Raw genomic sequence first — 13,012 nt, 5'->3', positions numbered from 1 at the left:
TGATGGAAAACATGAATTGGCTTGAACAATTTATTTATTATTTTCAAGAGAATGGTACGTATGTCTTTTCACAGTTCCTACGTCACTTTCTCATTTCGATCTATGGCGTACTTTTTGCAGCAATCGTCGGTATCCCCGTTGGTATTCTCATTTCACGAAAACGTAAGTTAGCCAATTGGGTGATCCGTTTTACAAATATCATCCAAACGATTCCTTCTTTAGCGATGGTTTCGATTTTGATGATTGGTTTAGGTTTAGGGGTCAATGTCGTGATCGTCACGGTGTTCTTGTATTCGCTATTGCCGATCATCAAGAACACGTACACTGGGATGATCCAAGTCGACAAAAATATCCTTGATGTCGGTAAAGGGATGGGGATGACAGCCAGCCAACGTCTCTTTATGGTAGAACTACCGCTATCTGTGTCAGTCATTATGGCAGGCATTAGAAATGCTTTAGTCGTTGCCATCGGGATCACCGCCATCGGTGCCTTCGTCGGAGCTGGCGGACTAGGAGACATTATCATTCGTGGGACAAATGCCACAGATGGTACGTCGATCATCTTAGCCGGAGCCTTGCCAACAGCCTTCATGGCAATCATCACCGACTGGGTCTTAGGGATCATCGAACGCCGTTTAGACCCTGCGGCAAAGCATTCAAGATGACGAACATAGAGAATCCATATTGAACCCAATGGATTTCTATTTTTAAATAGTTGAAAACACCACCAGTTCAAGAAATAAATTCTTGATTTGGTGGTGTTTTTTTATTTGAAATTCAGATAGATAGTCATTGACTGAATCTTCTGGTATGTACAGTTCTACATAAACTATAAATAAATGAGTTGCTACTCACTCTGACAATAATGACGAAAAATCAAACACCATATCAATGATTTGCGCCACTTCACCTAATTCAGCCAGAGTGGCTTTCTCTACGAAGCGTATATTTCTCTGCTTTTCCATAAAATCAAATGTTTTGATTTAAAAAGGATTGATATATCCTTGTAGTTTATGCCTCTTATCTAATGCAATATGGTTTTTATATTTCGTATCAGTAATTGGACAAACCGCACACATTCCTGTTACTGCATTATAATGGTTCGCACTGACAACAATTGCAGGTCTTCTTTTTTTAATCTCTCTACCTATACTGGGATTGAAATTAATAATCACAAAATCGCCTTGTTTAGGCGTATAGCCATTAATAGTATATGCCATTAAATAATTTCCTTTCCTACCAGTGAATCCTCAGGAAAACCAGCACTTGCATCAATTGTTTCATCATTTTCAAATGCTTCATCAAAAATATTTTTTTCTTTTTTATAAACGTGATTGTATCGTCTTCTCCCTTAACAGCACTATACTCAACATTTTCTTCTATGCCAAATTTAGTAGGTACAGTTAAAACAATCGCATTACCTTGTTTCCTAGTCTTCATAATCTTCGCCCTCCATTCTATCTATTATCATCATAATATAAATACAACGTGAATACATTTTTCGTAAAATTGAATACCCAACCCAATTTCATGTAACTATAAAAAAACCTTAGAACACCAAAGTGCTGTTCTAAGGTCAAAAATTGTTACTCGCTATCATGTAATTATTTTTTCAAATGATAACTATACGTACTTACGACGATATTTTCACGCCAAGAAAGACGTAAACGCAATCTCAGACTCGTCTGATTATGCAAGATATTCTGCCATCTGCGATTTGGTACAAACTGTGGAATCAATACGGTCGTCGTATAATTTTGTTTTGCAGCATTCTTGCTGACTATGTCCACATAACGCAAAATCGGATTTTGAATCGACCGATAAGAAGAATGGACGATTGAAAGACGAACATCTGGAAAATGCTTTTTAAATTCTGCTTGGATCTCTTTTTCCTTTTCGATATCCTCATCTAATGAAACGTGCATAGCAACAACATAATCACCAATCGAACGCGCATAATTCAACGCTCCGGTATTTACCCGCGTAACGTTCCCTACAAGTACCAAAACCGTATTTCCTTTATACTCGTGTAAGTTTACTTCGTCTTCTAATCGAAGTTGTTCTGCTACTTTTTTATAATGATCATGAATTTTATAGAAGACGAACATGACGATTGGCATGATGATGAAGAACGGCCAAATATCCCCTAAGCGGTAAACAAATAAAATTGCAATGATGGCATAAGAGATAAATGCACCCGTAATATTCGCAATTGATTTCGTCCACCACTTTTTGCCTTCTTTTTTCCATTTGATGACCATTCCTGTTTGCGATAATGCAAAGGGGATAAATACACCAATGGAATACAATGGAATCAATCGTTCAGTAGAGCCATTGAAAATAAACAATAGCACAATCGACCCTAATGCAAGCGTGATGATCCCATTTGAGTACCCTAAACGATCACCACGATCTTGGTACATATGAGGCATGAATTTATCTTTTGCTAAGTTATAGGCTAATACTGGAAAGGCAGAAAACCCTGTATTTGCTGCCACTGCCAAAATCAAAGCTGTCGCAAATTGCAAGATATAATACAAGATCCCATGTCCAAAAACAGCTTGTCCGATTTGGGAAAGAACAGTTACTTCTTTTTCAGGAACGATTCCATACCAATAGTTGATAAACGTGATCCCTACAAAAAAGAATCCTAAGATCAATGCCATCATCGTCAAGGTCATCGCTGCGTTTTTCGCCCGTGGCTTTTTGAAGAACGGTACTGCATTACTGATTGCCTCTACACCAGTCAATGAAGAAGAACCAGAAGAAAAAGCCCGTAAGATCAATGCGACGGAAACCCCAGGGACAACTGCACCAGGCAATGCTGTTGCTTGTAATGGTACTGCCCCAGTCACAATATTAAACAAACCAACGACAATCAATAAGGAGATGACGAGAATAAATGTATAGACTGGGAATAGTAAAAACGAAGCTGACTCTCTCAGTCCACGTAAGTTCAACATCATCAACAAGAGGACGATAGTCACTGAAATCGCTACTTGATGCCCATATAGAGCTGGTATAGCAGAAGTAATCGCCTCTGCACCGGCTGAGACGGAAACCGCAACAGTCAGCATATAATCGATCAATAAAGACCCGCCCGAAATCAGTCCAGCATTTTTACCGAGGTTCTCACTACTAACAACGTAAGCCCCACCCCCGTGTGGATATGCGTGAATGATCTGCCGATAAGAAAGAGTTAATGAAATCAATAAAATAATAACAAATGCAGCAATTGGCAATGAATACCAGATCGCAGCAGCAGACAACGCCACTAATACCACAACGATTTGTTCTGTTCCGTACGCAATCGATGACAACGCATCGGAAGATAGTAGTGCTAACGCAGCAAACCTTGTTAATTTATGCTCGTCGTTTTCCGCCGACTTCAACGGCTTCCCTACTAACAACCTTTTTAAGTAATCCAATTTCTATGCTCCTTTACACACCTTTTCCCCTACGAATTACAGGTGTCATTTTTTATAGTAAACAAGATGTTATAGTACGCCCTTGACCTTTAAATGTCAACAAAATTCGGGAAAAATATCGATAGAAAATCCCCATATTTTTTTAATTCATTTTTAGAGTGATTTCCATAATTAAACCACTTGCTTTCTCTGGTATAGAAAAAAGACGAGCTTAGGAAAATAACGTTATCCTAAACTCGTCTTCACTTAAAAACTGAGACTTCAAACCTTTACGAGAAACGAATAGATGGCATCACGTTTCTAGTGGAAGATTCGACTTTCATGCGCAGCTTCTTTGAATTTCTTCATTTTTTCACTTACAAATGGATAGGATACTGTACCAACGATTCCTACGACAATAAATATGCCGACTAATATCAAAATCGCATGTAGCGCATTTGGCCAATAGATACCACCAGCTGATTCACGTAAGAGGTTGACTGCATGAGTAAATGGCAAGAAAGGATTGATCATTTGGAAAAATTTCCCTGAAACTTGAATTGGATAGTTCCCACCACCACCAGATATGGACAAGACAAGAATAATGATGGCTATCCCTTTGCCGACATTGTCAAACAGTGCTGCTAAAACATAGACGATCATCATAAATGACAAAGCAATCAAAACAGCAAACAGTACACTGTAAACTGGATTCACTACATACACACCAAGCAAGAACATGTTCCCTAAAGTAACGATCAAGCTTTGAGCGATCGCCATCGTCAAGAAGGTCAACATGCGGGCGCCAAACTGTTCCCGTTTTGTATAGTTTTTACGCGCTTTTTTATCTAAATAATAATCTGTTGTAGCGACACTTGAAAGTAAGACCGCACCTACCCACAAACATAGCGCAGTATAGAACGGTGTACTTGCTGATCCATTATTAGGGATTGGATACAACGAATTAGTTTGCAGTTCCACAGGCATCGTAAAGAATTCACTTTCCTTTGTCGCATCTAATTTCAAGAGTTTGATGACTTCCCCAAGATCAACCTCTTCTTCTCCTTTACGGATCGTGTCTGCGGCTTTTTGGATACCAGCTTTGATGTTTGGCCAGTCGTTCGTGATCAAGTCTGCCGCAGCATTCACTGCTGTTTCGACTTCTGGCATTTTATCGTTGACGGTGGTCATTGTGGTATTGATTTCATTTTTGATCGTTGGCCAATCATTTTGGATAAAATCAGCAGCTAAACCAAGTTTCTCTTCTAATACAGGTAAGTCGTTATTGTATAGGTCAGCTCCCTTATTGATTCCATTTACGATCGTTTCCATATTACCATTTAGCATCGTATTTGCATCATGGACCTCTTGACCGATTGCAGGCATTTCTTTTTGATATTTCTCTAAGATCGCCACCGCATTTGTCACGGTTGCTTTGGTTGAATTTAATAGCGAATCAAAGTCGATTTGATCTGCTTTACTCAACGCACCTTGCGCCGTACTGATCGTATCGATCACTTGAGTCAAGATTGATTCAACGGTGGTGCTGACTTCATTTACATTGATACTACTGATCAATCTGTTGACAGAATTAGCAGCAGCTTGTACTTCTTCTAAAAGGCTAGTAACTTGAGAAACATCTCCTGCTTGAACAGCTTCATTTAATCGTGTTAAACGATTTTGTAAATCAGTTAATACTGGTTTAACACTCTTCAATGTATCAATAATAGGTTGTAGTTTTGTATTACCAGCGTTGGCTTGTAAATCTTCCAAAAATGAAATCAACTTGTCAGTTGCTTGTTGTTGCTCATTAATACTGTTGATAAAATTAGTTAACAAGTTATTGATATTCGTTTTTTCATCATCTGTCAATTGCCCATCTTTGACAGCATTTTCGATTGTTTTCGCTAATGAACCTGTTGTGGTCGCTACTTGCCCAATCGAATCTAACGTCGTCTTCACGCTTGTCGTGATACCTGGTACTGCTTCTTTTAATTGTTCAGCGCCCGTTTTGGTATCCTCTGCGAGATTCTTCGCTTGTGATTCTAAATTTTTCACATCAGGTAAAATGTCTTGGACTTGTTGGATGATGGTCAATCCTTGTTTTGCTTCCTCGATTCCTTGATTCATCGTTTCTTCGATTGATGAAAAATCGTTGTCGATTTCAGCAATTTGTCGTCCAGCATCTTGGATCTCCGGGATTTTTTGTTGAAGGTCAAGAATGATTTTGGCTTGTTCCTTTAATTCTGGCATTTTATCGTTCAATTCAACGACCTTTTGTCCCATCTCATCCACTTCTGGGAGATAATCAACAAATTCATTTGCTTTCGCTAATTTGTCTTTGATATCTGGTAGTTGTTTTTGTAGATCAAGTACTTGTTGGGTATAGCCATCGATCGTATCTAAGTTTTCATCTGTTGATAAAATCATTGATTTTACTTTATTGATACTTACCAGATTTGTATCGATATCGTACCCAATTTCATTAAAGACTTTTAGTAAAGTTTCGCTCGCCGTCCGAATAAATTCACTGGAGATTTGTGATTGGATCGTAGATGCACCTTTATCTGTGATTTTTGGTGCAATGGCATTGATTTTTTCATTGACTGTATATTCAATTTCCGGCTTTTTGATATCACCACTCGTAAAGCTTAATAAATCCTCCGAGAAATTCTCTGGCAAATAGATACCAGCATAATACTCCCCAGACCGTACACCGTCTTCTAATTCTTTTTTAGAGTCAACAAACTGCCAACCTAAATCTTTATTTTCATGTAATGATTTCAGTACTTCTTTTCCGATGGCAACGTCTTGTCCTTCAAACTCAGCCGGCTTGTCTGCACTATAAACAGCAATCGGTAATTCCCCTGTATTGCCATAAGGGTCCCATAATGCTTTGATATTGAACCAAGCATATAATGAAGGAATGATCATAATTGCGATGATCAAGAGAGTCGCAACAGGATTTTTAAAAATTCGTTTCCAATCAAGTAAATATAAGTTTATTGTATTTTTTATTGATTTCATATTCATCACCTTTTTTTGTTTCAGCTGCATCACTTTATCATGAAAACCATACGATTTTCAATCCTATTTTCAATCCAGCAACTAATTTTTTGACAGTTAAATCAAACTGTCCGAATGTTGTCATCTTTTGCTTAATAAATAATTAATCTTCTTTTATCCACTAGTCCACTATCAAATGTAGCATCCCGATAAATTTTTTATGTGTAGTCAAATAAATCTGTTATAAAAAGCTTACCATAGTTTCTAAAAAAATGTCTAAATTGGTTACTCATAAAATTATAATCTTATTTTCAATATATATATTGTTATTTTATAAACCATATCTTCCGATAGAACTGGAAAATCCGGCAAAACTGAACCACACAAACAAAAAAAGGCACGACAGCCAGAGGTCGGGATCAAAATGTTTAGCTTCGAGAAATAAGGCACCATCCACGAAAATTATTTTTCAAATTTTTGTGGATGGCGCCTTATTTTCGAAGAGGTTACTTCTGTTCCCGCCGTTTATTCGGTTTTAGGTGGTGCGATAGGACGAATGTCCCAGACCATTGAAGTTCCTCTTTTTTGTTGTTGCCAAGCGCTGAATCGCGCAATGATTGACTAAACACACGGTGCTATTTTTTATGTATAAGCGTGCTGTTTTTGTCTTTTATTTTGACACTGGGACAAGCGCTTCGATACCAACACTGATTTTTAATGCACGATCGACATCTAACATGATCGATCGTTCCAAATGACAGACTTTTTCTTTTAATCTGGACTTATCAATCGTTCTGATTTGTTCAAGTAAAATGACTGAGTCTCTTTCGATCCCTGTTCCGGTCGCTTTGATTCCTATATGTGTGGGCAATTTAGGTTTCGCCATTTTCGCAGTAATTGCTGCTACGATGACCGTTGGACTAAAATGATTACCTAAATTGTTCTGAATCACTAAGACCGGTCTTGTCCCACCTTGTTCTGATCCTACCACCGGAGAAAGATCAGCAAAATAAATATCTCCTCTTTTTACCATACGCCTCTCCTCACTCTTGATATTCTCTAGGTATGCGGGGCCCTAGCACACATGCGACTTCGTAATGGATCGTACCCAATTGATCTGCTACATCTTGCATTGTGATTTTAGCCTGTTGATTTTCCCCAATCAACGTCACTTTAGTTCCTACTGGCATTTGATAGGGCAGACGGATCATCAATTGATCCATGCATACACGACCAATGATCTCACAATAATTCCCCTCCACTAATAATGAGAAACCTTGCATTTTCCGTAACCAACCATCTGCGTAACCGATTGGTACAGTTCCGATCCATTCTGAAGCTGAAGTCGTATAGGTTTTTCCATAACCTACACCTTCTCCTGCTGGCAACTCTTTCACTTGGATCAATTCAGATACAAGTTCAAGCGCTGGTTGTAGGGGATACACTTCCGCTAACGCGTGACCGGATGGATTCAAGCCATACATTGCTACCCCATAGCGGATCATATTGCCTGTAGCTTTTTCGTGCCATAATGCAGTAGCACTATTACTGCTGTGGACATATCTTGGTAAAGTAGGTAGACTTTCGATGATCTCACTGAATTTTTGGTTCTGCTGTTCCCAATAGGTGGTATCTGCTTGATCTGCTGTAGAAAAATGAGTATAGATCCCTTCCCATTCTAAATTGGGACTATCCTGGATGATTTCCACTGCCTCATTCACTTCTGCACTATTGAGAAAGCCAATTCTTCCCATTCCGGTATCGACTTTCAAATGCAATTTCAATAAATATTCTAGATGTCGTTCTGCTATATAAGTAGCCGCAGCTTCCAACCATTCTTTTATTCCCGCAGTAATAGATAGATCGTGGATGACTGCAAGTGTCAACGCATCGATCGGAACCATATTCAATACAAGAATAGGTTGTGTGAAACCTGCCTCTCTCAGCTCGATTCCCTCATCTAAAGTAGCTACGCAAAAACCAGAAGCTCCACCTTTTTTTGCAGCTTCTGCTGTTTCGATTGCTCCATGACCGTAACCATCTGCTTTGACAACAGCAAACAATTCTTTCCCATTCAATCGAGCTATTTCATTTGCTACATTTTCTGTAATTGCCTGTTTATGTACAATTGCTTTTGTCGGACGATGCCAAGCAATAACCATTGTTCTTCCTTCTTTCTAGTCTTCTAAAATAATCTGTGCAAAAGCTAACTCGTCTGTATGTGTGATGCTGACCCAGACTGCTCCTTCATGTGGAGATTTCGTTACAATTGGTTGTCCTGATCCATTTTTTAAAATTTCGATCTCTTGAAAGGTAACTTTACCGATCCCTGTTCCCCAAGCCTTTGAAAAAGCTTCTTTACATGCATAACGACCGCCTAAAAACTCAACCTGACGATGAAATGGCAGCAAACGAAACATTTCGATTTCACTTGGTGTCAGTACACGATCAATAAAGTTTTGCTTTTCTTTAATGATCTTAGCAATCCTCGACAGTTCAACTGCATCAATCCCAATCCCTTTTATCATACACGATTCTCTTTTCAAAAAATTTTAGAACACTCTAATTCTACCAAATTTTAGACAATTTACCACCAATAAGTCTAGAAATAACAAAAATGAAAGTTGTTTCCTAGTGAAAACCCACTTCTTCATTTTCTCCAATAAAAAACCATTGAGAATTGATTGATAAAAATCTCTGATGCAAAGAAAACAGTTCAAGTCACTTCATTTCTTTTTTTACGAACGTTTTTCAAAAAAATAAGACTTACAATTCGAAAAACAGCTGATATATAAATCATTTTCCGCCTTGTTTGTTTATAAAATCATTTTATTGGTATTAATTCTAATTTACCATGGATCACGCATAAAAAAAGAAATTATTTTTACTTAATAAACAAAAAAAACAAAAAAAACAAAAATTTGTTGCTATATCCTAAAAAAGCTAAATATTTTATTTTTTTAAATAACATTTTTATTAAAGTTATCTAAATTACCTACTAAAAAGAGGAACTACGTTAAATTTATACTTAATACTCTTAGACTTCCCATTATTAGTAGGTTTTTACCCTATGATCTCTACTTCTTTATGTAATGAAAGAGAGAGTATGTTTGTTTTTTTCATTATCTATCATTGCCAAATAAACAATACAAAATAAGCCCGCCAAGGCCAAAAATAGGTAAGCTATTTTTGGATCTGACGGGCTTATTCGGATGGTCCTTCTAAGACCACCACTTTACATGTGGATTAGTCGTTGTTCGTGCGGATCACGAAACCACGTTTTTTGTCGTTTGTGCGTTTTCCACCATTGTCTTTTTGTTTGTTATGGTTTTTGCTGTAGCTACCGCTACCTTTTGAATTTTTGTTGCCACGGTAGTTGCCATTATCACGACGATTACGGTTGTTTCCGCCGCCACTTCCGCCACCACGTTTACCATTTTTGTTGTAGCCTTTTTTCTGCATAGGCAATGGACGTTCTGGTGTGATTTTTACTGGTGTTGCATCTGATGGATCTTTGGCTATTGTTTTCAACAATAAAGCGACTAAATCTTGAGCAGAGTATTCTTCCAATAATTTATCCGCAGTTTGCAGATATTTATCTAAGCCATTCTCTTCAAGTTTTTCTTCGATTTGTTCAATAGCAGCGCCTAGTTGTCCTTTGAATGCTTCTTTTTCAGTCGGTGGACGTAAAGTTGTCATACGTTTTTTCGTTAAGTTTTCAATAACATGTAAGTAACCCATTTCGTTTGGTGTAACGAAAGTTACTGACATACCACCTTTACCTGCACGACCAGTACGACCGATACGGTGAACATAGCTTTCTGGGTCTTGTGGGATATCATAGTTGTATACATGAGTAACTCCTGAGATATCTAAACCACGGGCAGCTACGTCTGTAGCAACTAAAATATCTAAATGACCACTCTTGAATGAACGTAATACGCTCATACGTTTTTGTTGGGAAAGGTCGCCATGGATACCTTCTGCACGATAGCCACGAGCTTCTAAGCCACGAGCTAATTCATCTACACGACGTTTTGTACGTCCGAAGACGATCGTTAATTCTGGTGATTGTACATCGAGCAAGCGAGTCATCACATCGAATTTTTCGTATTCTTTTGCGCGTACATAGTATTGATCGATCAAATCAGCAGTCATTTCTTTGGTTTTGATTTTCACGTGTGTTGGATCTTTCATGAATTTCACACCGATGTTTTTGATTGCTGGTGGCATTGTTGCTGAGAACAATAGTGTTTGACGTTGGTCTGGTACTTTAGAGATAATACTTTCAATATCTTCTAAGAAGCCCATGTTCAACATTTCGTCTGCTTCATCTAATACTAATGTTTCAACTGTTCCAAGTTTCAATGTGTGACGGTTGATATGGTCTAACATACGACCCGGTGTACCAACGACGATATGTGGACGGTCTTTCAATCCACGGATTTGGCGACCGATATCGGCGCCACCATAGACAGCTTGGACACGGACACGTTTGTCACGTCCTAAACGATAAAGTTCTTCTTGTGTTTGGATCGCTAATTCACGTGTTGGTGCAATAACCAATCCTTGTAGTTCTTGACGATTTGCATCGATTTTCTCTAACATCGGTAAGCCAAACGCAGCAGTTTTACCTGTTCCTGTTTGTGCTTGTCCAATCACATCTTTGCCTTCCAAGGCTAGTGGGATCGTTTCTGATTGGATCGGTGTTGCTTCTTCAAATCCTGCACGTTCTACTGATTTTAATAATTCTGGTGACAATTCTAGTTCTTTAAATTTCAAATGAATCCTCCTATATGGTTGTTAACTGAGGATGTAGCTATAGTTTGCTACCCCGTCTTTTGTTCGGTCAAAGTGTCTGTTGCTTTTTTGACAGTGGCCACGCACGTTTCCCATCCATTCTTAGCCCCTGTGGCACCACCGAAAAATCACTTTGCGAAGTTTAGGCATTAGAAAAGCCAAACGGGTCGCGTTCAGCTTTATCATTGTTATGACATCTGGCTTTCGCATTTCATCATCAAGCCAGTCCAATTTCTCTTCATCTTTCGGCAATAGGTTATTCTAGCATAATTTATTGTTTTCTGCAAGTTTACAGTTTTTATTTCATTTCTTGTAGTCGTTCGACCACTTCAATCAAGCCCATACTATTACTACCTTTTAGTACAATCGTGTCATCTGGCTGGATCTCAGCAATCACCGCTGCAATCAATTGCTCTTTATTTTCTTCGGTATAATAAACCGGCAAATCAGGATATTTCTGAGCCAAAGCATCTTTTAACGCCTGCATTTCTTTTCCATACAAAAAGATCATCGAGAAGATGTCTGAAGAAATATGTTCACTCATTGAAGCATGCATGAGAGGCGAGTCTACTCCTAGCTCCAACATATCGGCTAAAACGGCAAGTTTTCGTCCCGCTGCTGGGAGGCTTGCTACAGTATCTAAGACTAATCCCATGGCTGTAGGATTGGCATTATAAACATCACTTAAGATCGCTGCCCCATTTCCAGCAGTCAGCCATTCTGTTCGATTTTGTGTCACTGAGACAGTTGCTAGACCTCGTCGGATTTCCGACAGAGACAACCCGAAAAACTGCCCGATCGCATAAGCAATCAGCGCGTTCGTCACATTATACTTACCAGGTAAAGGGATCGTGAATGATTCGCCTTCAACGATAAATGTCGTTTGTTGCTTTTCTTCGATGATTTGTTGTGCAGAAATATCGCCTTGTTCGATTCCAAACGTCTTGATTTTTTGAGACAATGGAGCAACCAACGGTTCTAACAATGGTTCATTATTCGGTACGATCAATAATCCGTCTGGTAGCAACCCGTCAGCAATTTCCATTTTTGCTTTGGCGATACCTTCTCGTGACCCTAAATTCTCGATATGAGCCTCACCGATCATCGTGATTGCTGCAACTTTTGGTTGTGCCAGCAACGAGAGTTCCGTAATTTCATTGGCATGATCCATTCCCATTTCTAAAACGATTTTTTCAGTATCCTGAGGCATATGCAAGATCGTATAAGGCATGCCAATATTATTATTGTAATTTCCTTGTGTTTTATAAGTTTTATATCCTTGCGCTAAGACAGAAGCTGTTAGATCCTTTGTGGTCGTCTTCCCATTACTACCGGTAACAGCCACTACATCCGCCCCAACTTTTTTTAAATAATACTGCGCCAACTCTTGCATTGCTTTTAAAGGATCAGAAACTGGTATGATCTCGATCCCCTCTGGTGCCTTTTCGGCTGCCCAACTCCAAAAAGAAGCAACTGCCCCATTTGCGATAGCTTGTTCAATAAATTCATGCCCATCTCTTGTGCCAGCTAAAGGAACGAACAAATCGCCTTCTTTGATTTTGCGGCTATCAAATTCTACTCCTGTGATTGATTGGGTTGACTCACGATGACTGCCAACTGCTTGAGCAATTTCTTGTATTGTTATGTTCATCCATTCTCTGTCCTTTCGATTTAGACCAGTAGTCCTATAGGAATAGGAACAAAAAAGGTGGTGAAAATCGCCAATACTGATAGCGTCGAATAGTAAAAATCTTTCGCTTTCAATCAGTACCAGATGATCATCCACAACCTTTATTTTG

10 protein-coding genes and 1 pseudogene are annotated in these 13,012 nt (G+C 38.7%); 2 read left to right on the top strand and 9 right to left on the bottom strand.

Annotation, left to right across the window (positions count from 1 at the left end; genetic code table 11):
• Positions 1-2 precede the first annotated feature (2 nt).
• The gene (locus tag ACH0AK_RS01220; RefSeq protein WP_062806264.1) at positions 3-665 is read left to right on the top strand and encodes an ABC transporter permease; all 663 of its coding nucleotides are present in this window, start codon (positions 3-5) and stop codon (positions 663-665) included.
• 318 nt (positions 666-983) lie between these two features.
• Here ACH0AK_RS01220 and ACH0AK_RS01215 read toward each other — a convergent pair whose 3' ends face one another.
• The 7 genes and pseudogenes from ACH0AK_RS01215 to acpS form a co-directional block, all read right to left on the bottom strand.
• Positions 984-1,220 carry a type II toxin-antitoxin system PemK/MazF family toxin gene (locus ACH0AK_RS01215; RefSeq protein WP_010736600.1) on the bottom strand — a complete coding sequence of 79 codons (237 nt, stop codon included), beginning with the start codon at positions 1,218-1,220 and terminating at the stop codon, positions 984-986.
• Positions 1,220-1,440 (bottom strand): annotated as a pseudogene (gene mazE, locus ACH0AK_RS01210) (type II toxin-antitoxin system PemI/MazE family antitoxin). Before mazE ends, ACH0AK_RS01215 begins: the two are co-directional and overlap by 1 nt.
• A gap of 164 nt (positions 1,441-1,604) precedes the next feature.
• On the bottom strand, positions 1,605-3,428 hold the full coding sequence (kimA, locus tag ACH0AK_RS01205; protein ID WP_499796688.1) for a potassium transporter KimA: 1,824 nt from the start codon (positions 3,426-3,428) through the stop codon (positions 1,605-1,607).
• A 300-nt stretch (positions 3,429-3,728) separates the two neighbouring features.
• Positions 3,729-6,434, bottom strand: coding sequence for a YhgE/Pip domain-containing protein (locus tag ACH0AK_RS01200; RefSeq protein WP_062805853.1), 2,706 nt, complete (start codon positions 6,432-6,434; stop codon positions 3,729-3,731).
• Positions 6,435-7,083: 649 nt separating this feature from the next.
• Positions 7,084-7,446 (bottom strand): type II toxin-antitoxin system PemK/MazF family toxin, encoded by a 363-nt coding sequence (locus tag ACH0AK_RS01195; protein ID WP_019722700.1) that lies wholly within the window; start codon positions 7,444-7,446, stop codon positions 7,084-7,086.
• A 10-nt stretch (positions 7,447-7,456) separates the two neighbouring features.
• Positions 7,457-8,575, bottom strand: coding sequence for an alanine racemase (alr, locus tag ACH0AK_RS01190; RefSeq protein WP_010736605.1), 1,119 nt, complete (start codon positions 8,573-8,575; stop codon positions 7,457-7,459).
• A gap of 15 nt (positions 8,576-8,590) precedes the next feature.
• Positions 8,591-8,941 (bottom strand): holo-ACP synthase, encoded by a 351-nt coding sequence (gene acpS, locus ACH0AK_RS01185; protein WP_010736606.1) that lies wholly within the window; start codon positions 8,939-8,941, stop codon positions 8,591-8,593.
• Positions 8,942-9,244: 303 nt separating this feature from the next.
• On the opposite strand from acpS, the gene ACH0AK_RS01180 reads away from it, so the two are divergent.
• The gene (locus tag ACH0AK_RS01180; RefSeq protein WP_137073070.1) at positions 9,245-9,403 is read left to right on the top strand and encodes a cysteine peptidase family C39 domain-containing protein; all 159 of its coding nucleotides are present in this window, start codon (positions 9,245-9,247) and stop codon (positions 9,401-9,403) included.
• Between the two features lie 256 nt (positions 9,404-9,659).
• On the opposite strand, the gene cshA is transcribed toward ACH0AK_RS01180, so the two are convergent.
• Both cshA and ACH0AK_RS01170 read right to left on the bottom strand, forming a co-directional pair.
• Entirely contained in the window at positions 9,660-11,195 is a 1,536-nt protein-coding gene (gene cshA, locus ACH0AK_RS01175) for a degradosome RNA helicase CshA (protein WP_010734353.1), read from the bottom strand.
• Positions 11,196-11,511: 316 nt separating this feature from the next.
• Positions 11,512-12,864 carry a UDP-N-acetylmuramoyl-tripeptide--D-alanyl-D-alanine ligase gene (locus ACH0AK_RS01170; RefSeq protein ID WP_226075876.1) on the bottom strand — a complete coding sequence of 451 codons (1,353 nt, stop codon included), beginning with the start codon at positions 12,862-12,864 and terminating at the stop codon, positions 11,512-11,514.
• Between the last annotated feature and the right edge of the window lie 148 nt (positions 12,865-13,012).

The organism is Enterococcus pernyi (genome assembly GCF_045371165.1).
Lineage (GTDB): Bacteria > Bacillota > Bacilli > Lactobacillales > Enterococcaceae > Enterococcus_B > Enterococcus_B pernyi.
This window is presented reverse-complemented; position numbering and strand designations above follow the sequence as displayed.

Bases quoted from the DNA above. Each gene is read 5' to 3' on its own strand.
- ACH0AK_RS01220 (WP_062806264.1), top strand. From the start codon at position 3: ATGGAAAACATGAATTGGCTTGAACAATTTATTTATTATTTTCAAGAG.
- ACH0AK_RS01215 (WP_010736600.1), bottom strand. From the start codon at position 1,220: ATGGCATATACTATTAATGGCTATACGCCTAAACAAGGCGATTTTGTG.
- ACH0AK_RS01200 (WP_062805853.1), bottom strand. From the start codon at position 6,434: ATGAAATCAATAAAAAATACAATAAACTTATATTTACTTGATTGGAAA.
- ACH0AK_RS01195 (WP_019722700.1), bottom strand. From the start codon at position 7,446: ATGGTAAAAAGAGGAGATATTTATTTTGCTGATCTTTCTCCGGTGGTA.
- alr (WP_010736605.1), bottom strand. From the start codon at position 8,575: ATGGTTATTGCTTGGCATCGTCCGACAAAAGCAATTGTACATAAACAG.
- acpS (WP_010736606.1), bottom strand. From the start codon at position 8,941: ATGATAAAAGGGATTGGGATTGATGCAGTTGAACTGTCGAGGATTGCT.
- ACH0AK_RS01170 (WP_226075876.1), bottom strand. From the start codon at position 12,864: ATGAACATAACAATACAAGAAATTGCTCAAGCAGTTGGCAGTCATCGT.